Origin of the sequence: Rhizobium sp. L9 (genome assembly GCF_002531885.1) — a bacterium.
In the GTDB taxonomy this organism is placed as follows: Bacteria; Pseudomonadota; Alphaproteobacteria; order Rhizobiales; family Rhizobiaceae; genus Rhizobium.
Genome location: NZ_NWSZ01000021.1, coordinates 71,579 through 91,963 on the forward strand (window position 1 = coordinate 71,579; position 20,385 = coordinate 91,963).

14 protein-coding genes are annotated in these 20,385 nt (G+C 61.5%); 10 read left to right on the forward strand and 4 right to left on the reverse strand.

Translation table 11 applies throughout. The annotated features are described in order from the left end of the window. Positions 1-138 precede the first annotated feature (138 nt). Positions 139-3,138, reverse strand: a complete 3,000-nt coding sequence (polA, locus tag CO660_RS21535) for a DNA polymerase I (RefSeq protein ID WP_097600433.1) — start codon at positions 3,136-3,138, stop codon at positions 139-141. Between the two features lie 411 nt (positions 3,139-3,549). On the opposite strand from polA, the gene CO660_RS21545 reads away from it, so the two are divergent. Next, positions 3,550-3,966, forward strand: a complete 417-nt coding sequence (locus tag CO660_RS21545; RefSeq protein ID WP_097600434.1) for a MarR family transcriptional regulator — start codon at positions 3,550-3,552, stop codon at positions 3,964-3,966. 6 nt (positions 3,967-3,972) lie between these two features. On the opposite strand, the gene CO660_RS21550 is transcribed toward CO660_RS21545, so the two are convergent. Beyond that, complete coding sequence (locus CO660_RS21550; RefSeq protein WP_097600435.1) at positions 3,973-6,357, reverse strand: EAL domain-containing protein; 2,385 nt, start codon at positions 6,355-6,357, stop codon at positions 3,973-3,975. 210 nt (positions 6,358-6,567) lie between these two features. On the opposite strand from CO660_RS21550, the gene CO660_RS21555 reads away from it, so the two are divergent. From CO660_RS21555 to CO660_RS21580, 6 genes are all read left to right on the forward strand, one after another. Continuing rightward, on the forward strand, positions 6,568-7,956 hold the full coding sequence (locus tag CO660_RS21555) for a dipeptidase (protein WP_097600436.1): 1,389 nt from the start codon (positions 6,568-6,570) through the stop codon (positions 7,954-7,956). Positions 7,957-8,398: 442 nt separating this feature from the next. Next, on the forward strand, positions 8,399-9,091 hold the full coding sequence (locus CO660_RS21560) for an SH3 domain-containing protein (protein WP_097600437.1): 693 nt from the start codon (positions 8,399-8,401) through the stop codon (positions 9,089-9,091). A gap of 530 nt (positions 9,092-9,621) precedes the next feature. Beyond that, complete coding sequence (locus CO660_RS21565) at positions 9,622-11,949, forward strand: transglycosylase domain-containing protein (protein ID WP_097600438.1); 2,328 nt, start codon at positions 9,622-9,624, stop codon at positions 11,947-11,949. A gap of 282 nt (positions 11,950-12,231) precedes the next feature. Then, positions 12,232-14,148, forward strand: a complete 1,917-nt coding sequence (gene dnaK / locus CO660_RS21570) for a molecular chaperone DnaK (RefSeq protein WP_085776536.1) — start codon at positions 12,232-12,234, stop codon at positions 14,146-14,148. A gap of 85 nt (positions 14,149-14,233) precedes the next feature. Beyond that, the gene (gene dnaJ / locus CO660_RS21575) at positions 14,234-15,361 is read left to right on the forward strand and encodes a molecular chaperone DnaJ (protein WP_085776535.1); all 1,128 of its coding nucleotides are present in this window, start codon (positions 14,234-14,236) and stop codon (positions 15,359-15,361) included. A gap of 362 nt (positions 15,362-15,723) precedes the next feature. Further along, the gene (locus CO660_RS21580; protein WP_097600439.1) at positions 15,724-15,924 is read left to right on the forward strand and encodes a hypothetical protein; all 201 of its coding nucleotides are present in this window, start codon (positions 15,724-15,726) and stop codon (positions 15,922-15,924) included. Positions 15,925-16,041: 117 nt separating this feature from the next. Here CO660_RS21580 and CO660_RS21585 read toward each other — a convergent pair whose 3' ends face one another. Beyond that, entirely contained in the window at positions 16,042-16,407 is a 366-nt protein-coding gene (locus CO660_RS21585) for a helix-turn-helix transcriptional regulator (protein WP_085776533.1), read from the reverse strand. Between the two features lie 382 nt (positions 16,408-16,789). On the opposite strand from CO660_RS21585, the gene recF reads away from it, so the two are divergent. From recF to CO660_RS21600, 3 genes are all read left to right on the forward strand, one after another. Continuing rightward, entirely contained in the window at positions 16,790-17,914 is a 1,125-nt protein-coding gene (gene recF, locus CO660_RS21590; protein WP_097600440.1) for a DNA replication/repair protein RecF, read from the forward strand. A gap of 62 nt (positions 17,915-17,976) precedes the next feature. After that, complete coding sequence (locus CO660_RS21595; RefSeq protein WP_097600494.1) at positions 17,977-18,744, forward strand: molybdopterin-synthase adenylyltransferase MoeB; 768 nt, start codon at positions 17,977-17,979, stop codon at positions 18,742-18,744. Continuing rightward, complete coding sequence (locus CO660_RS21600) at positions 18,741-19,214, forward strand: GNAT family N-acetyltransferase (RefSeq protein ID WP_097600441.1); 474 nt, start codon at positions 18,741-18,743, stop codon at positions 19,212-19,214. The genes CO660_RS21595 and CO660_RS21600 overlap by 4 nt, the downstream gene beginning before the upstream one ends. Positions 19,215-19,220: 6 nt before the next feature. Here the strand turns inward: CO660_RS21600 and CO660_RS21605 are convergent, their stop codons facing one another. Further along, complete coding sequence (locus CO660_RS21605) at positions 19,221-20,222, reverse strand: D-glycerate dehydrogenase (RefSeq protein ID WP_097600442.1); 1,002 nt, start codon at positions 20,220-20,222, stop codon at positions 19,221-19,223. Between the last annotated feature and the right edge of the window lie 163 nt (positions 20,223-20,385).

Consider the following 20,385-nt stretch of genomic DNA (forward strand, 5'->3'; position numbering starts at 1 on the left):
ACGACCCTACCGGGATAGAAAAGGAAGGTTAATAAGTTCCTTCCAGCCGTATCGTTCCGATACGGCCGAGGGAGGTACATGGCCGTGATTTCAATGAGTTAGGAGAAGCGGAAAAATCTTTTTCGTTGGGGGAGGCGGTTAATGCGCCTCGTCCCAATTGGTGGCGGCGCGGGCATCGACCTTGAGCGGCACGCGCATTTCGAGCGCTGGCATCGTGGCGTTTTCCATGACCGAGACAATGACCGGCATCGCCTTTTCGACATCCTCGTCCTCGACCTCGAAAATCAACTCGTCATGCACCTGCAGCAACATGCGCACACGCTCGGCAAGACCGGCTTCGGCGAGCGCCGGCTCCATCTTGATCATCGCCCGGCGAATGACGTCGGCCGCAGAGCCCTGGATCGGCGCGTTGATTGCCGCCCGTTCGTTAAAGGCGCGCACCGAAGGGTTGGAAGAGCGGATTTCGGGATAGTTGATGCGGCGGCCGAAGATCGTTTCGACATAACCCTTGTCGCGGGCCATTGCCTTGCGGCTTTCCATATAGTCGCGGATGCCGGGGAAGCGCTCGAAATATTTTTTGATGTAGTCGCCGGCCTCCGAGCGTTCGATCGAAAGCTGGTTGGCGAGGCCGAAGGCGGAGATGCCGTAAATGATGCCGAAATTGATCGCCTTTGCACGGCGGCGCACTTCACCCGGCATGCCTTCGACCGGCACGCCGAACATTTCCGAAGCGGTCATGGCGTGAATGTCGACGCCGTCCTCGAAGGCCTTGGTCAGCTGCGGGATCTCGGCCACATGGGCAAGTACGCGCAGTTCGATCTGACTGTAGTCGGCGGAAATCAGCTTGTGACCCGGCGTCGAGATAAAGGCCGTGCGGATCTTGCGGCCTTCTGCGGTGCGCACGGGAATGTTCTGCAGATTCGGCTCGGACGAGGACAGGCGCCCCGTGGTCGTCGAAGCCAGCGAATAGGAGGTGTGGACCCGCCTGGTCTCCGGATGGACATAGCCCGGAAGCGCGTCGGTATAGGTGGATTTCAGCTTGGTGAGCTGGCGCCAATCGACGATCTTGCGCGGCAGCTCGAAACCGGCGGCGGCGAGATCCTCGAGCACCGAAGCGGAGGTCGACCATTGTCCGGTCTTCGTCTTGCTGCCGCCGGCAAGGCCCATCTTGCCGAACAGGATGTCGCCCAGCTGCCTCGGCGAACCGATATTGAACCGTTCGCCGGCGAGCTGGTAGATCTCGTCTTCCAGGCGCGCCGCACCCTGAGCCAGTTCGCCGGACAGCCGCGACAGGATCTGCCGATCGACCGTAATGCCACGCGCTTCCATGCGCGCCAACACCGGCAGCAGCGGCCGCTCCAGCCGCTCGTAAACACTGGTCAGCCCCGCCGCCGTCAGCCGCGGCTTCAGCACCAGCCAGAGGCGCAGCGTCACGTCGGCGTCCTCGGCGGCATAATGGGTGGCGCGGTCGATATCGACCAGGTCGAAGGTGACGTTCGCCTTGCCGCTGCCCGTCACATCCTTGTAGGGGATCGGCGTATGGCCGAGGAATTTTTCCGAGAGCGGATCCATGCCGTGAGCGCCGGTGCCGGCGTCGAGCACATAGGAGATCAGCATCGTGTCGTCGAAACTCTTCGTCTCGATGCCATAGCGCTTCATCAAGAGGTAGTCGTATTTCAGGTTCTGGGCGACCTTGAGGACCGATTCGTCCTCCAGCAATGCCTTCAGCCGCGGCAAGGCGTCACCCATGGAAATCTGGTTTTCGGCCAGGCCGCCGCCGAGCAGATCGCCGACGCCATTCTTGTGGGCGAGCGGCACATAGGCGGCGCGAATCTTCGTGCCGGTGGGATCGCTGACATTGTCGGCGATCGCCATCGCAAAGCCGACAAGCTCGGCCTGCATCGCATCCAGCGACGTGGTCTCCGTATCGAAAGCCATGAGGCCGGTGTCGCGCGCATCGGCGATCCATCGGTCGAGCGTCGCGAGATCGCGGATCGTCGCATAGTTCGAATGATCGAAGGGCAGCGCCGCAAAAGCCTCGGCCCGCGCCTTGGCGAGATCGGCCGGCGAAAAAGCGCCTTCGATACCGGCCTTTGCCTTCGCGCGAGGCGGCACGGGCACCGATTCGCCCGAAACGTCCGGTATGCCGCCGGCAACAGGCTCCGGCTCGGCCGCATCGAGATCAGGACCATGGGCCGCCTTGCCCCACTCGATCGGGACCACCGCCGGTTCGATGGTGCTCGCATCGCAATCGCAGACTTCGGCGACGCGTCGTGTCAGCGACGTGAATTCCATCGTCTTCAGGAAGCCGATCAGCTTCGGGCCGTTTTGCGGTTCCAGTACCAGCGCGTCGAGATCGAGATCGAGCGGCACATCGGTGCGCAGGCGGACGAGTTCGCGCGAAAGCCTCGCCATCTCGATATTGGCAAGGATCATCTCACGCCGTTTGACCTGCTTGATCTCGGTGGCGCGCTCGAGCAGCGTGTCGAGATCGCCATATTCCTCGAGGAGCTGGGCGGCGGTTTTCGGGCCGATTCCCGGAATGCCGGGAACATTGTCCACGGAATCGCCGGTCATCGCCTGCAGGTCGATCATCTTTTCCGGCGGCACGCCCCATTTCTCGATGACGTCGGGAATGCCGATCTGCTTGTCCTTCATGCTGTCATACATGTGCACGTTTGGTGTAACGAGCTGCATCAGATCCTTGTCGGAAGAAACGATCGTGACGTCGGCGCCTGTTGCCTCGGCCTGGCGGGCATAAGTGGCGATGATGTCGTCGGCCTCGAAGCCTTCGGTCTCGATGCAGGGCAGGTTGAAGGCGCGGGTCGCCTCTCTTATCAGGCCGAATTGCGGGATGAGCTCTTCCGGCGGGGCTGAGCGGTTCGCCTTGTAGGCGTCATAGAGATCCTTGCGAAAGGTCTTGGCGGAATAATCGAAGATAACGGCAAGATGGGTCGGGGTGACGCCGACATCGGTATTGCGCGCATCCCTCAAGAGTTTCCACAGCATGTTGCAGAAACCGGAGACGGCCCCGACCGGCAGGCCGTCGGACTTGCGCGTCAGCGGCGGCAATGCGTGAAACGCCCGAAAGATGAATCCGGAACCATCGACTAGGAAGAGGTGATCGCCTTTTTTCATGCGTGCATGGATAGCGCGGGCACGGAACGAGGTCCATATAAAGTTCGGTGCGCCAAGTGCGGAAAGAATTTCCGCTCACCAAACTGTTACCGATTTGTAACGTACCGTTACCCTTGAAAAACCACATTCGTAGCTACAAATGCATGTCACCGGCGCTTGATCGCGTCGCGGGTCTGATTACCGGCTTGTCCCCCGCCGTATCAGGCTTGGACAAAGGCCTTATCCCCCTCTCCGGGCCTTTGTCCCCATTTTAAAGTCGCCATGGCCAACCTCCAGGTCATGGCGACTTTTGTTTTTCAGGTTCGCGCAGTTCTGATCGCAGCTTGCATTTTTTTGCAGCATCCTCTGCGATTTGCTGCATTGTCTCCGGCACGGTTTTGAGCCTAACTTGCGATCATGGGATTTAACCGCATGGATTCGGGAGCTTACCTTGCCAGCCAGCTGGCGAAGGGTTTTGCCCGCTCGCTGCACCAGCGCGCGATAGGGCTTGGTTTCTCTCCCGGCCAGTTTCCCATCCTGCTGGAACTCTGGGCCGAGGACGGGCTGACCCAGAAACAGCTTCTCGACCGAGTCGCTATCGAGCAGGCGACCATGGCCAATACGCTTTCGCGCATGGTCCGCGACGGGCTGATCGAGCGCCGGCCGCATCCCTCCGACAAGCGGGCGCAGCTGATTTTCCTGACGCCGAAGGCGCGTGCAATGGAAGCTGAGGCGATCGAGACCGCGCGTGAGGCGGACCTCGCGCTGTTCAAAGGCTTTCGCGGATTCGAACGCGAGCTGACGCTCGAATATATCCGCCGGCTGCTGGAAAACGCCAAGACGCTCTGATCGAGATTATTCACCGGCAAGACGCGTAGATCGCCGCCACGGAGGCGGCGACGCGTCAGCGTCGGCCGTCGAGGACAGAAGGCTTTTGGCGGCGAGCTTGATGCTCGGCTCGATATCCGGCTTGCCGAGCAAAAAGCCCTGCACCTGTGCGCAGCCTTCTTCGAGGACGATCTGGCGCTGCGTCTCGGTTTCGACGCCCTCCGTCACGACAGGCATGCCGAGGCTGTGGCCGAGACCGATGATGGCGCGCACGATCGAACGTGACGCCGCGTCATGTTCCAGCATGCCGGTGAAGCTGCGGTCGACCTTGATCTTGTCGAAGGGGAAGGTTCGCAGGTTGGAAAGCGAGGAAAAACCGGTGCCGAAGTCGTCCATGACGATGTGAACACCGAGACTGCGCAGGCGCAGCAGCGTGGCCATCACCCGATCGCGGTCACGGATGAGAGCGGCCTCGGTGATTTCGATTTCCAACCGGTCGGGCGCGAGCCCCGTTTCCTCGAGGATTGCCTCGATCCGCTCGCAAAGGTTCGGCAGCATGAACTGCACCGGCGAGACATTGACTGCGATCGTCAGCGGATGCGGCCAGCGCGCAGCTTCTGCGCAGGCCTCGCGCAGCACCCATTCGCCGAGCTGGACAATCGATCCGCTTTCCTCCGCGATCGGAATAAAGACATCCGGCTCGCTGATGCCGTGCCCCGGCCGGTTCCAGCGCATCAGGGCCTCATAACCGCTGACCTCGCCGCTCAGTGCGCCGTAAATCGGCTGATAGCTGACATGGATCTGATTGCGGGTGATGGCGTGGCGCAGTTCGCTTTCGATCTGGCGGCGGGCGCGCGTGGCTTCGTCCATTTCCGCGTCGAAGAAACAGGCCTTGCCGCGACCGCCGTGCTTGACCCGATAGAGTGCGATATCGGCATTGTTGCAGATCTCGTCCACATCACGTCCGTCGGCCGGGTAAAGGGCGATGCCGAGGCTGACGCCGACGGCTGTTGGGTCGCGTGCCGTATCCATCTCGGCCGCGAATTCGTCGAGGATCGCCGCTGCGAGCTTCTGCGCGGCCGCCGGTTGCTGTCCGGCGGGCTGGATGATGGCAAATTCATCGCCACCGAGACGGGCGATCGTATCGCTTTCATCGGCGACGCGCCGGAGGATCGAGGCAACCTTGCGGAGAATTCGGTCGCCCTCGGCATGGCCGAAAATATCATTGACGCTCTTGAACCGATCGAGATCGATATAGAAGAGGGCCACCTTGCTGCTCTTTCGTTCGGCCATCTGCAGCGCCTGACGGATGCGCGTATCGAACAACGACCGGTTCGGAAGATCGGTGAGAACATCGTGGTGGGCGAGATGTTCGATCATCTCCTCGGCCTGCCTGCGCTCCGTCAGATCGCGCACCGCCAGCACGTCACAATTGTGCCCGCGATAGACGATCCTGCTCGTATTGACTTCGACGGCGATCTCCTTGCCGCTGCTGGTGCTGAGCAAGGTTTCGCCGGGCCTATTCTGCCCCTGTATGGCGGTCAAAGCAGCGGACGGCGCCTTGCCGACAAGATCGGCAAGCTTCCAGCCGGAAAGAGCCTGGAACCGTTCATTGGCATCGATGACCCTGCCTTCGCGCAGGATCAGCAGCCCTTCCTGCGAGGCATTGGCGAGCCCTCTCAGATCCGTCAGATGGCTGTCGATAAAGACCACCGCGATAGCGGTCAGAATGAGAGCCGTCGCCGCTACCACCACAATCGCTGCCAGCAGGCTGGTATCGAGCACCATCGCCGGGACCTCTTTGCCGGGATCCGGCACAAGCGTGATGCTTGCCATCGAAATGAAGTGGAGAGCGCAGATTGCCAGGACAAAGATGACGGACGAGGTGAGGAGCCGCCTCAGGCCGCTCCACTGGAAGAAGGCGTAGAAGGCAGCGCTCGACAGCAGCGCCCCCGCGAGAACCGCACTCAGCGTCATGTAGGGATCGTAGACGATCACCGCCTGTGTCTCGATCGCCTGCATACCGGTCAGGTGCATCGAGGCGATGCCGAGCGCCATCAGGACGCCGCCGCGGATGCGCGAAAACCTGCCGCGGCTCTCCGAAGCGACGACGATCGCCGCCCACGAACCGGCAACCGACAGGAGAAAGGAAAGCGCCGTCAGCCCCAGTTGGTAGCTGATCGGCATGCCGCCGTCATAGGCCAGCATCGCGATGAAGTGCGTTGCCCATACGCCGGTGCCGAAGGCGAAAGCCGAGGCGCCGATCCAGAGCTTGCGGCGCCCGGCATCACATCCTTGAGCGCGTGAAAGCGGCAGCATCGCTGCCATCGCGCCGATCAGACAAACCGCCGCGGCCGCGAGCACCAGCCGCCAATCATGATCGTCGCGAATACATGTAATGACCGAAAACATCCGCTCCCCCGAACAGCTGAATACGGCCAAGTTATTTGGGTTCTACTAAATAACTGTAAATTGAATTAGAAGGTTCTTCTATATCGCCGCAGTAATCTTCTTGCACCCGATCCGGACGCGGCCGCTTTCGGGCCGCCCATTTGCTTTTCCGCCTCGCCTGCTTTCCTCGTTTGGTCTATCGTCCGGCCAAATTTCAAAAAGGAGTCGAAAATGACGGATCTACAACAGGTACTTGCGCGCGCTGATCAGAACCTTTCCTCAAGCCTCGAAAAGCTGTTCGAGCTTCTGCGCATCCAGTCGATTTCCACCGATCCCGTCTACAAGGCCGAATGCCGGAAGGCGGCCGAATGGCTGGTCGCCTATCTCGAAGGCCTCGGCTTTACCGCCTCGGTGCGTGACACACCCGGCCATCCGATGGTCGTCGCCCACCATGGCGGCGCTTCCGCCGACGCGCCGCATGTGCTTTTCTACGGCCATTACGACGTGCAGCCGGTCGACCCGATCGAGCTCTGGGAAAACGATCCCTTCGAGCCGTCGATCAAGGATGTCGGCGATGGCCGCAAGATCCTGACCGGGCGCGGCACCTCCGACGACAAGGGCCAGCTGATGACCTTCCTCGAAGCCTGCCGCGCCTATAAGGAGATCAACGGCGCACTTCCCTGCCGCATCACCATTCTGTTCGAGGGCGAGGAGGAATCGGGCTCACCGTCCCTGAAGCCTTTCCTCGAAGCCAACGCCGCCGAACTCAAGGCCGATTATGCGCTTGTCTGCGATACCGGCATGTGGGACCGCGATACGCCGGCAATCGCCGCGGCACTGCGCGGCCTCGTCGGCGAAGAAGTGGTCGTGACGGCAGCCGACCGCGACCTGCATTCCGGCCTCTTCGGCGGCGCTGCGGCCAATCCGATCCATATTCTCGTCGAGGCGCTTGCCGGCCTGCATGACGAGACCGGCCGCATCACGCTTGATGGCTTTTACGACGGCGTCGAGGAAACGCCCGACAACATCAAGGCGTCATGGGAGACGCTCGGCAAGACGGCCGAGAGTTTTCTCGGTGAAGTCGGCCTTTCCATTCCCTCCGGTGAAAAGGGCCGGTCGGTGCTGGAACTCACCTGGGCCCGGCCGACGGCCGAAATCAACGGCATTTGGGGCGGATATACCGGCGAAGGCTTCAAGACGGTCATCGCCGCCAAGGCCTCGGCCAAGGTTTCGTTTCGGCTCGTCGGCACGCAGGATCCGGCTGCTATCCGCGAGGCTTTCCGCAGCTACGTCAGGTCGAAAATTCCGGCCGACTGCTCGGTCGAATTCCATCCGCATGGCGGCTCGCCGGCAATTCATCTGTCCTATGATTCGCCTGTTCTGAGCAAGGCGAAGACGGCGCTTTCCGACGAGTGGCCGAAACCTGCAATCGTCATCGGCATGGGCGGCTCGATCCCGATCGTCGGAGATTTCCAGAAGATGCTCGGCATGGAATCGCTGCTCGTCGGCTTCGGCCTCGCCGATGACCGTATCCATTCGCCGAACGAGAAATACGAGCTTGTCTCCTACCACAAGGGCATCCGCTCCTGGGTGCGGATCCTTCAGGCGCTCGCCGGCTGAAGGGCAATTGCGCGCAGTGTCGACGCGCCAAAATCAAAAATACAAAAAGGCCGGTCGCCCGGCCTTTCGTCATCCGCTCGGCTCGGTGCCAGTTCATCCGTGGTCAAGGAGCAAGCGGGTATTGATGTCAGACTGCCGCCGAAAGGTTAACAAAAGGTTAGCCTTTCGGTCGGGACCAGACCTCAATTGCCGAACAGCCTGACGTGCCGGAGACGCTCCGCGCTTCTGTCGGTTCATGTGCCCTGTAGCAGCGCATGAGAGCACAAATCTCCCCCCGTTCAAGCTACGTTCATCGCGCTCGGCGTATAAAGTATTGAAAGAAAAGCGAATGGTGACGCCCCAACGAATGCCGGCGATCGCTCTATCTTTTGTTCCAAATGGCATATGCCAAGGAAAGGCAGTCGAGCGCTGCCAGAAAACACGCCAACGAGGAGTGAGACGCGTGAAAAAACTCATCGTCAAAATAGCCGCGGCCACACTGCTTGTGCTGGCTCCGGCAATAGCGCAGGCCGCCGGGGGTTACTCGACGGCAAACGTCAACATGCGCGCAGGGCCAAGCACCCGGTATCCCGCAGTCGCCGTCATACCCGCCGGTTCGTCCGTCGAAATCCGTGGATGCCTTTCCAACGTCAACTGGTGTGACGTCGAATTCTACGGCGGCCGCGGCTGGGTTTCGGGCCAGTACGTGCAGGCAGTCTACGAGCAACGCCGCGTCTATGTTGGCCCGGAATATTACCGTCCGCTGGGCATTCCGCTGGTCACCTTCAGCGTCGGCAATTATTGGGACCGTTACTACCGCCATCGCGATTTTTATCGCGAGCGTGACCGCTGGAGCCGCGGCCCGGACTATTATTACCGTGACCGCGACTATCGCAATCGGGATTACCTGGATCGGGACTACCGGGTCCGCGAGTATCGTCGGGATCGCGACCGGGACCGGGACTGGCGCGACGAGGATCGACGGGACGACCGCAGAGATGAAGCTCGCAGGTGGGAGCGTCGGGACAGGGATACCAGGAGCTCGGATTTCCGTGACCTGCCGCAGTTCAGAGGCGGCAAAGCCGACACCTACAATCATCCGGACCCCAGGGCCTCGCCCTTCGTCTGCCGTCCGGGCGATCCCAAGTGCGACTGAAAGAGCAGGGCGGCAGCGATGCCGCCCTTTTCTCAACAGCACTCATCGTGAACGGAGTCTAGAAAAAGCCCGGCGCTCCTTGGGGGGATGCACCGGGCCTGATGTCGATCGGCGCGCGTTGAGGGGAGACGGCCGATCATTCGCGGGACGTGAGGGGCTGTCCCGCTTCTCCATAAACAGCCGTCGAGCCTATTGGTTCCAGTCGGTGCATAATTCTTAAATCAGCAATTCCATTTTATTGTTACACCGCCTCCCCGGTCTGTGGTCATGACCCGCGCGCCTCGACAGCGCGACCACTCACCCTTTGTCCTTTAACACCCCGTTAAATCGCCGCAATTACAGTTCACTCGGATGATCGCGTCGCCCGCTGTATGGTTCCTTAAATCGAAATCAGTTTAAGGACAAAATTATGCAGCACTTCAAAGTGCTACAGCGTCCTTCTCGCGTCTAAAGAGACGCCCGGCGCTGTAACTGGGCGCCGTTATGCGAAGTGGGCTTCGCGATCGAACAGGGGATGCGACCGGTCCGCGATGGCAGGCAGAGGCAAATCAGGCGACAGAATCGAACCGTCCTTCAGCGGCCGCCCGGCCCGCGAAGATGATGAATTTTCGCTCGACGCCGATGACCGCGTCATCGGAAGCAGATCCGCGCGTCGCGGCGGCTCCAAGCCCCCGCCGCAGCGTGCCGCCCGCCAGCGGCGGCGCGAGCCGCGGGAGCGTGAAGGCGGCGGCCTTTTCGGTTTCCTGCGCGGCGTGGTCTACTGGTGCGTCGTGCTTTTCATCTGGGCCGGCATCGGCGTTGCCGGGCTCGTTCTCTATTACGGCTCGCGCATGCCGAGCGCCAGCACATGGGCGATCCCCGAGCGTCCGCCGAACGTCAAGATCACCGCCGTCGACGGCAGCGTCATTGCCAATCGCGGCGCCACCGGCGGCGAGGCGCTGTCGCTCGAAAACATGTCGCCCTATATTCCCGAAGCCGTCATCGCCATCGAAGATCGGCGTTTTTATTCGCATTTTGGCGTCGATCCGCTCGGCCTTGGGCGGGCGATCGTCACCAATTTCACGGCCGGCCACATGGTGCAGGGCGGTTCGACCCTGACGCAACAGCTTGCCAAGAATCTCTTCCTCTCTCCCGAGAGAACGCTGGAACGCAAGGTGCAGGAGGTGCTGCTCGCGCTCTGGCTGGAGCAGAAATACACCAAGGACCAGATCCTTGCGATGTATCTCAACCGGGTGTTCTTCGGATCAAACGCCTATGGCGTCGAGGCGGCCTCTCGCCGCTACTTCAACAAATCGGCGCGGGATGTGAACCTCGGCGAGGCAGCGGTGCTGGCGGGCCTGCTCAAGGCGCCGTCGCGGCTTTCGCCGGCCCGCGACGCGGAAGCGGCGAATGCGCGCGCCCAGCTCGTGCTGGCGGCGATGCGCGAGCAGGGGTTCATCACCGATTCCGAGGTCAAGACAGCGATGTCGCAGACCCCGGCTTCGGCCAAGAGCTACTGGTCGGGCGCCGGGCATTATGTCGCCGATATGGTCATGGACGAATTGCCGGGACTGATCGGCGACGTCAAGGAAGACATCATCGTCGATACGACGATCGACAAATCGCTGGAGAAGAAGGCTGAGCAGTCGCTGGTCGACGTGCTCGAGAAGGAGGGCGGCAAACTCGATGCCTCGCAGGCGGCCCTGGTCTCGATCGACGGCACCGGGGCGATCCGGGCGCTCGTCGGCGGCAGAGACTATGCGACGAGCCAGTTCAACCGCGCCGTCAAGGCCAAGCGCCAGCCGGGATCTTCGTTCAAGCCCTTCGTCTATACGGCAGCGCTGGAAAAAGGGCTGACGCCATTTTCGGTGTTTAACGACGCGCCGATTCGCATCGGCGACTGGACTCCGGAGAATTACGAGAAGAAATACAATGGCGAAGTGACGCTGGCGACCGCGCTCGCCAAGTCGCTGAACACGGTGGCCGCGCAGCTGGTCATGTATGACGGGCCGGATCAGGTGATCAAGCTCGCCCACCGGCTCGGGATCGAAAGCGAGTTGCAGCCGAACGCCTCGATCGCACTCGGGACGTCCGAAGTGTCGCTGATGGAACTGACCGCCTCCTATGCAGCCTTCATGAACGGCGGCTACAAGGCGACGCCGCACGTCATCCGCCGAGTGACGACCGCCGAGGGCAAGGTTCTCTACGAAAATACCTATGACAGTCCGCCGCGCGTGCTTTCCGAGCAGATCGCCGCGCAGATGGATGCAATGATGATGGGCGTCATCGAAAACGGCACCGGCAAGAGTGCCAAGATTCCCGGCTGGCAGGCGGCGGGCAAGACCGGCACGACGCAGAATTCGCGCGACGCGCTGTTCGTCGGCTTTACCAGCAACCTCACGACAGGCGTTTGGTTCGGCAATGACGACGGCAAGCCGATGAAGAAGGTGACCGGCGGTGGTCTTCCAGCCAAAGCCTGGAAGGAATTCATGGTCGCCGCCCACAAGGGTCTTTCGCCGGCGCCGCTCTTCGGCAACGGCCAGCTCATCGACGATCCGAACAGCGGCCAGCCGATGGCGCAGGCAGCGCCCGACGGCGGGCAGCCGGTCACGGCCGAAGTGCCGCCACAGACGACGATCGGCGGCATCATTTCCGGCGTCTTCGGCGGCGGCGAGAATGCAGAACGGTATCCACAGGCGCCTGTCCGGCAACAGCGGGCAAGCCCCGGCAACGGCCCTGTTCCTCCTGCAGACTTAGCCGACGGCGGCAGTTCAGGCTACGACGGCATCGTGCCGCCCGGCGATGTCGGTGGGTCGCAGACGACCTCTTCGGTGCAGCCTCGGCGCACGACCCTGCTCGACCTGATCATGGGTCAATGAGATTCCGTGCTGCATGCCCGGCGCAAGCCATCTATCCTAGAAATCGTACGCTTTCCGCGGATCGGGCGGCCTCTTTCCCGGCTGCTGCGAAAATTGAAGGCAACACATTCGTTTTGCCGGATTCGGGGCCATTTCCCGCCTTGCAGTCGAGAAAACCGCTCCTTATATACGCCGCATCACCGCAATCACGATTGCGTAATCGCAAGTAGACCCATCCCGTAAGGGGCTGTCAGGGAAATGCCTTCTGGGGGTTCCGACAGCTTGCTTCAAGGAGAGAATGACATGGCAAAAGTAATTGGTATCGACCTTGGAACGACGAATTCCTGCGTCGCAGTCATGGACGGCAAGGACGCAAAGGTCATCGAGAACGCGGAAGGTGCGCGCACGACCCCTTCCATGGTGGCCTTTTCCGATGATGGCGAGCGCCTCGTCGGCCAGCCGGCCAAGCGCCAGGCGGTCACCAACCCGACGAACACGCTTTTTGCGGTGAAGCGTCTGATCGGCCGCCGCTACGAAGACCCGACCGTCGAGAAGGACAAGCATCTCGTTCCCTTCAGCATCGTCAAGGGCGACAATGGCGACGCCTGGGTCGAAGCCAATGGCAAGGGCTACTCGCCCGCACAGATTTCCGCGATGATCCTTCAGAAGATGAAGGAAACCGCCGAATCCTATCTCGGCGAAAAGGTCGAGAAAGCCGTCATTACCGTTCCGGCGTACTTCAACGACGCGCAGCGCCAGGCAACCAAGGATGCCGGCAAGATCGCCGGTCTTGAAGTCCTGCGCATCATCAACGAGCCGACCGCTGCCGCTCTCGCCTACGGTCTCGACAAGAAGGACGGCAAGACGATCGCCGTCTACGACCTTGGCGGTGGCACCTTCGATATTTCGATCCTCGAGATCGGTGACGGCGTCTTCGAGGTGAAGTCCACCAACGGCGACACCTTCCTCGGCGGTGAAGACTTCGACATGCGCCTCGTCGAATATCTCGTTGCCGAATTCAAGAAGGACAACGGCATCGATCTGAAGAACGACAAGCTTGCCCTGCAGCGCCTCAAGGAAGCCGCGGAAAAGGCCAAGATCGAACTGTCGTCGTCGCAGCAGACCGAAATCAACCTGCCGTTCATCACGGCTGACGCCTCCGGCCCGAAGCACCTGACGCTGAAGCTGACCCGCGCCAAGCTAGAGAGCCTGGTCGACGATCTGGTCCAGCGTACGATCGCGCCCTGCAAGGCAGCCCTCAAGGACGCCGGTGTCACCGCTGCCGAAATCGACGAAGTGGTTCTCGTCGGCGGCATGAGCCGCATGCCGAAGGTGCAGGAAGTCGTCAAGCAGCTGTTCGGCAAGGAGCCGCACAAGGGCGTCAACCCGGATGAAGTGGTTGCGCTCGGCGCCGCCATCCAGGCCGGCGTTCTGCAGGGCGACGTCAAGGACGTTCTGCTGCTCGACGTCACCCCGTTGTCGCTCGGCATCGAAACGCTCGGCGGCGTCTTCACCCGTCTGATCGAACGCAACACGACGATCCCGACCAAGAAGAGCCAGACCTTCTCGACCGCCGAAGACAATCAGCAGGCCGTCACCATCCGCGTTTCGCAGGGCGAGCGCGAAATGGCTGCCGACAACAAGCTGCTCGGCCAGTTCGACCTCGTCGGCCTGCCGCCGTCGCCGCGCGGCGTGCCGCAGATCGAAGTCACCTTCGACATCGACGCCAACGGCATCGTGCAGGTTTCGGCCAAGGACAAGGGCACCGGCAAGGAACAGCAGATCCGCATCCAGGCTTCCGGCGGCCTCTCCGACGCCGACATCGAAAAGATGGTCAAGGACGCCGAGTCGCATGCTGCCGAAGATAAGAAGCGTCGCGAGACCGTCGAAGCCAAGAACCAGGCCGAAAGCCTGATCCACTCTACGGAAAAGTCGCTGAAGGATTACGGCGACAAGGTCTCCGAAGCCGACCGCACCGCGATCTCGGATGCGATCGCCGCGCTGAAGTCCTCGACCGAGGCGACCGAAGCCGACGCCGAAGACATCAAGGCCAAGACCCAGACGCTCATGGAAGTATCCATGAAGCTCGGCCAGGCGATCTATGAAGCACAGCAGGCCGAAGGCGGCGCTGCTGCCGATTCCTCCGCGGAAGGCGGCGACAATGTCGTCGACGCCGACTATGAGGAAATCAAGGACGACGACCGCAAGAAGTCCGCGTAATCCGCGGCGGCGTGGTTATGCTTCAACACCTGATCCGGCTGCTCACCATGGCAGCCGGAAATCCATTTCCGGGGTTTAATCCTTAATGGCAAAAGCGGACTTTTACGAAACTCTGGGTGTAGCCAAATCGGCGGACGAGAAAGAGCTGAAGAGCGCCTTCCGAAAGCTGGCAATGAAATATCATCCGGACAAGAACCCGGATGACAAGGAAGCCGAACGGAAGTTCAAGGAAATCAACGAAGCCTACGAGATGCTCAAGGACCCGCAAAAGCGGGCAGCCTATGATCGTTATGGCCATGCGGCCTTCGAACATGGCGGCATGGGCGGCGGTGGCGGTGGCTTTGCCGGTGGCGGCTTCTCCGACATCTTCGAGGATATTTTCGGCGAGATGATGGGCGGCGGCCGGGCGCGTCAGCGCTCTGCCGGGGGCCGCGAGCGCGGCGCCGATCTTCGCTACAATATGGAAATAACGCTGGAAGAGGCTTTCTCGGGCAAGACCGCGCAGATCCGCGTTCCCACTTCCATCACCTGCGACGTCTGTTCGGGTTCGGGCGCCAAGCCAGGCACCCAGCCGAAGAACTGCGGCACCTGCCAGGGCTCGGGCCGCGTGCGCGCGGCCCAGGGCTTCTTCTCGATCGAGCGGACCTGCCCGACCTGCCACGGCCGCGGCCAGATCATTCCCGATCCGTGCCCGAAGTGCCACGGCCAGGGCCGGGTGACGGAAGAACGGTCGCTCTCGGTCAATATTCCCGCCGGCATCGAGGATGGTACACGCATCCGCCTGCAGGGCGAGGGCGAAGCCGGGGCTCGCGGCGGACCGGCCGGCGATCTTTATATCTTCCTGTCGGTTAAGCCGCATGAATTCTACCAGCGCGACGGAGCCGACCTCTATTGCGCCGTGCCAATCTCGATGACGACGGCTGCTCTTGGCGGAACCTTCGACGTAGCGACACTCGACGGCACCAAATCGCGGGTGAGCGTGCCTGAGGGCACGCAGGCCGGCAAACAGTTCCGTCTCAAGGGCAAGGGCATGCCGGTGCTGCGTTCGGCGCAGACAGGCGACCTTTATATCCAGATCCAGATCGAGACACCGCAAAAGCTCACCAAACGTCAGCGCGAACTGCTGCAGGAATTCGAGCAGATTTCCTCCAAGGAGAACAATCCCGAGTCGACCGGCTTCTTTGCCCGGATGAAGGAATTCTTCGAAGGCTGAGCGGTCGATCGATACGCAATCGCGAGAGCCGGGGATGGAAACGTCTCCGGCTTTTTTTGCTCGCGCAAATCCTGATTTGGGACATGGGAGTTCATGCCGGGCGATCTGTTCCAGATCTGCCGGGCGATCTGTTCCAGACCGACACGGCGCCCGATCGGAACAGGAACTTGCGTTAACGCAGCCCGATGATGCCGCTTGCAAGTTTTTAAAATGACTCCAATCTCTGCCGTCAGCGCATGACCCGGGATCTCGGCATCGATGTCAGGAGGGTGATGCGCAGTTTCAGAGCGACAGAGCGTTTCCGGCGCGTCCCATTTGGATGCAGACGCTCTAACGGGGACCACGAAGCAAGAGTATCCATCATGGCGCCAGCCTTTTCCTCTCAGTCCGAAGATGTCGACGTTCTCGCCGGCGCAATCTACACATGGTGTGCCGAGCGCAATATCAAGCTTCGCAGCCAGCAGGGCCTTGCCATCGCCAGTATCGCGATCGACCTCTACCACGCCGGCCACCAGACGCAGGACGACCTGCTGACGGCGTTGCATGGGTGCGAGATTCACTGATTCACCAGCGCGTCGCGAAATGCGTCTACTGCTACGGACAAGCCCGACATGATTCGGTGATCGTCCCTGTCTGAAGAAGTGTTGCTTTTCCGAGATCAGCTGACCGCTTCGGCTCAGTCAGGCGGCGCTCTCGACCACGTCGCCGCTCATGAGTGTAAGGATGGTCTTGACCGCTTCCTTGCCCGCAGCCGAGTTCAGCTTGTCGTAGCTCAGCGCAAGGGCATAGGCATCAGGGCTGAGTTCGATACGGCCGCCGAATTCCGATATATCCGTCCCCTCGAAGAGGGCGGAGATCTCGACGCCGAGAAAAACCGCGATCTGATGCAGCTTGCTGGCTGAAACGCGGTTCGTCCCCTTTTCATATTTCTGGATCTGCTGAAAAGTCAGTCCGAGTGCTTCACCAAGCTCGAGCTGGGAAACACGACGAATGGCGCGAAGCTGTCTGATGTTGCGACCAACAATGATATCGACCGGATCTGGCACTTCACCACTCTCTTATACATGAACCTTTTGTTCACCATATCGTTTTCCCGGGATAACGCAACCCGACAGTTGCAAAATTCAACCGACTTTTTCTGGGCATTACGTTACGTCAGCAGCCATCGAGGAAAGTCGCAGAAGCCCTGCTATACAGGCTATCCGAGAACCCCGACGGTGACCGTCGTCGGTGAGGACTCCCAATGTCGGAGGCCTCTGATGCGGTTGTATTTTTCCAGGATTTGGGAAAACGGTACCGAAAAGTTCCGGAATCGATCGTGTTTGCGATGCTTCTGGTAAAGTGCGCGCGATCCGCGGCGCAAGGCGGCGCGCTTGCCAACCGCGCCGCTTCGGCTTAGCTGTCACGCTTCACGAACCCGGATACGCAATGCCGCATAAGGTTTCTCTTTCCCGTCTGAAGCTGACAGACTTCCGCAATTATGCCGCCGCGAGCCTTAGTCTCGATGGTCGGCATGCCGTGCTGACCGGAGACAATGGCGCCGGCAAGACCAATCTCATGGAGGCGGTCTCGCTGCTTTCGCCCGGCCGCGGTCTGCGCCGAGCCGCCTATGGCGACATTACCCGCGTCGGCGCGGCCGGCGGCTTTTCGATCTTCGCGGCGCTTGACGGCATGGAGGGCGAAGTCGAGATCGGAACCGGCATAGAAACGGGCGAGGACACCACAGCCCGCCGGCTTCGGATCAACGGCACCCCGGCTAAAACCGCCGACGAGCTGACCGATCATCTGCGTCTTCTCTGGCTGACACCGGCGATGGACGGGCTCTTCACCGGCGCCTCCGCCGACCGCCGACGCTTTCTCGACCGCCTGGTGCTGTCGCTCGATCCCGCCCACGGCCGCCGCGCGAGCGATTTCGAGCGCGCCATGCGCAGCCGCAACAAGCTGCTGGACGAAGGTCGCTTCGACCCTTCCTGGCTTGCCGGTATCGAAGAACAGATGGCTAGCCTCGGCATCGCCATGGCGCTCGCCCGCCAGGAGATGCTCGGCCTCTTGACCCGGCTGACCGAGGAAACACTGGAGAGTTCGCCTTTCCCGTCAGCCTCGCTGCAGCTCTCAGGCTTCATGGACGGCCAGTTCTCGCGGCCATCGGTCGACCTCGAGGACGACTACGCGGCGATGCTCGCCGAGAGCCGTTACCGCGATGCCGGCGCAGGGCGCACGCTGGAGGGGCCGCACCGGACCGACCTCATCGTACACCACCGCGAAAAGGCGATGGAGGCGGAGCGGTGTTCCACCGGCGAGCAGAAAGCGCTGCTTGTCGGCTTGGTGCTTGCCCATGCGCGACTCGTCGGCAATCTCACCGGTCATGCGCCGATCCTGCTGCTCGACGAGATCGCTGCGCATCTCGACGAGAACAGGCGCGCCGCGCTGTTCGACCTTATCGACGGACTGGGAGGTCAGGCCTTCATGACCGGAACGGATCGGGGAATGTTCTCGGCCCTCGGCGACAGGGCGCAGTTCTTTACGGTTGCGGACGGAAGGGTGTTCGGATGAGGGAGACAGCTTTTCCTGATGTCGCTTTTGCCGATGTCGGCGGCCATGCTACGATCGCCGCCATGGAACCTCTCAGCCCCGATGAAATCGCCCGGTATCAACGCCATATCCTGCTCCCCGAAATCGGCGGCGCAGGCCAGCAGAAACTCAAAGCCGCCCGTGTGCTGGTGATCGGCGCCGGGGGGCTCGGTGCGCCGATCCTGCAATATCTCGCCGCCGCCGGTATCGGCACGCTCGGCATCGTCGACGACGACCGGGTGTCGCTGTCCAATCTGCAGCGCCAAGTGATCCATGATTCCGGCACGATCGGCGAGCTGAAAACCGAAAGCGCCGCCTTGGCAATTGCCAGGCTCAACCCCCATGTCCGGCTCGTCCGCTTCGAGGAACGCTTTTCTCGCGAGACTGCCCGGCGTCAATTATCCGGCTTCGATTTCCTGATCGACGGCTCCGACAATTTCGATACGCGTTATGCCGCGGCCGATGCGGCGGAGGAAGCACGTATCCCGCTCGTCACCGGCGCCGTCGGTCGTTTCGACGGTTCACTGACCGTGCTAAAACCTTATGAGACGGCCGAGGACGGAGCGCCCAACCCAGGCTATCGCGACCTGTTTCCCGAGCCGCCTCCGGCGGGTCTGATTCCCAGCTGCGCTGAAGCCGGCATTATCGGCGCGCTCACCGGCGTCATCGGCACGATGATGGCGATGGAGGCGATCAAGCTCATCACCGGCGCCGGCGAACCGCTGATCGGGCGGCTGCTGCTTTACGACGCACTCTCGGCCCGGTTCGAAACCGTACGCTATAAGCGCCGCCGCGCCAGGCAGGCCGGATGAGGATTATCCGCCTCGACCAGAACTTCACGCGCTGGGACGAACTGCTCGCCCTCATCCTCACGGCCTTCGCTTCGATGAATGGCAGGATCGATCCGCCATCCTCGGCGCTCGGTCTCACGGCGGAAACGCTGGCAGCAAAGGCTGAGGCCGAGATCGGCCATGTCGTCATCGACGATGGCAAACTGACCGGCTGCCTGTTTCTGCGGCCGGAGGCCGATTGTCTCTATGTCGGCAAGCTCGCCGTTTTGCCGGCAGCGCAAGGCAAGGGCCTCGGCAGGCGTTTGCTGGCAGTTGCCGAGAAGACGGCTGCAGAATTCGGCCTTGCCGCCCTGCGGCTGGAGACACGCATCGAGCTTACCGACAATCACGCCGTCTTTGCCGCATGGGGATTTTCCAGAACCGCCGAGAAGGCGCATCCCGGTTTCACCAGGACGACCTTCGTCGAGATGCGGAAGAGCCTTATACGCTGACGCGCATCAGCGGCCAGGCAGCACCCGATTCGGCGGTCTGTGGCCGTCGATGAAGGTGCGAATATTGATGATGACCTTGTCGCCCATGTCGATCCGGCCTTCGATCGTCGCCGAGCTCATATGCGGCAGCAGCACGACCTTGCCCTCATTGGCGAGCTTGACGAGCTTCGGATTGACGGCAGGCTCGTTCTCGAAGACGTCGAGGCCGGCGCCGGCGATCTTGCCCTCTCTCAGGCATTTGATCAGCTGGGTTTCATCGACGACGTCGCCGCGCGCCGTATTGACGAGATAGGCCGTCGGCTGCAGCAGCGCCAGGCGGCGCGCCGAAATCAGGTGAAAGGTCGCCGGTGTCGAGGGGCAGTTGATCGAGACGATGTCGACGCGGGCCAGCATCTGGTCAAGACTTTCCCAATAGGTTGCCTCCAACTCGTCCTCGACGGCCGGATTGACGCGCTTGCGGTTGTGGTAGTGAATCGAAAGACCAAAAGACTTGGCGCGGCGGGCCACCGCCGTGCCTATTCGCCCCATGCCGACGATGCCGATCCGCTTGCCGTGAATGCGCCGGCCGAGCATCCAGGTGGGAGACCAGCCGGCCCACTCGCCCGGCTTGTCGGTCAGGACCCGCGCCCCTTCGCCGAGCCGCCTCGGAACCGCGAGAATCAGTGCCATCGTCATATCGGCAGTGTCCTCGGTCAGGACGTTCGGCGTGTTGGTGACGGTGATGCCCTTGCGCGCCGCCGCCTCGACGTCGATGTGGTCGGTGCCGTTGGAGAAGCTGGCAATCAGCTTCATCTGCGGTCCCGCCTCATCGATCAGCGCCGCATCGATGCGATCGGTGACGGTCGGCACCAGCACGTCGGCGGTCCGGACAGCGGCGACAAGTTCGGGAATGGAGCGCGGCGTGTCATCGATGTTCAGCTCGGCATCGAAGAGCTCCCGCATTCGGGTTTCGACGGCATCCGGCAGCTTGCGGGTGATGTAGACCTTCGGTTTTTTCTTCGCTGTCATGGCTGCCTGCGGTGCCTTGTTCAGAGGTCTTTAACCAAGAGGGGTGATAATTTTCCCGTTCCGGGCAATTTCTACCAGACCCGCACGCGAAGACAAACAAAACTCGTGGTGCAGCCGTGGAATGTAAAAGCCCGGACCGCGCGCAGGCCGTGCCTGGCGCGAA